We start from the raw sequence: 277 nt of genomic DNA on the forward strand, positions 1-277 counted from the left end.
ATGCCAGCCTTGCGGCCAACCATCGCAGCGACGTCCATTTTGACTTCGCCGGTCGAGATACCGTGAACGTTGAAGCTCTCTTTGGCTTCCTTGTATTTCCACGAGCTGTCGAGCAGCGCCTTGGAAGGAATGCAACCCACGTTCAGGCAGGTACCGCCCAGGGCTTGCTTGCCCTCTGCGTCGGTGTACTTCTCGATGCAGGCAGTGGTCAGGCCCAACTGAGCAGCCTTGATGGCCGCTACATAGCCACCAGGGCCGGCACCGATCACTACTACGT

Annotated in this window: 1 protein-coding gene; it reads right to left on the reverse strand. The window is 58.8% G+C overall.

Annotated features, from left to right (window positions below; all coding sequences use genetic code 11):
• The coding region (locus AAEY83_RS14580; protein WP_351059986.1) for an FAD-dependent oxidoreductase at positions 1-277 on the reverse strand (277 nt) is incomplete at both ends.

This window comes from Psychrobacter sp. TB20-MNA-CIBAN-0197, from assembly GCF_040309765.1.
In the GTDB taxonomy this organism is placed as follows: Bacteria; Pseudomonadota; Gammaproteobacteria; order Pseudomonadales; family Moraxellaceae; genus Psychrobacter; species Psychrobacter submarinus.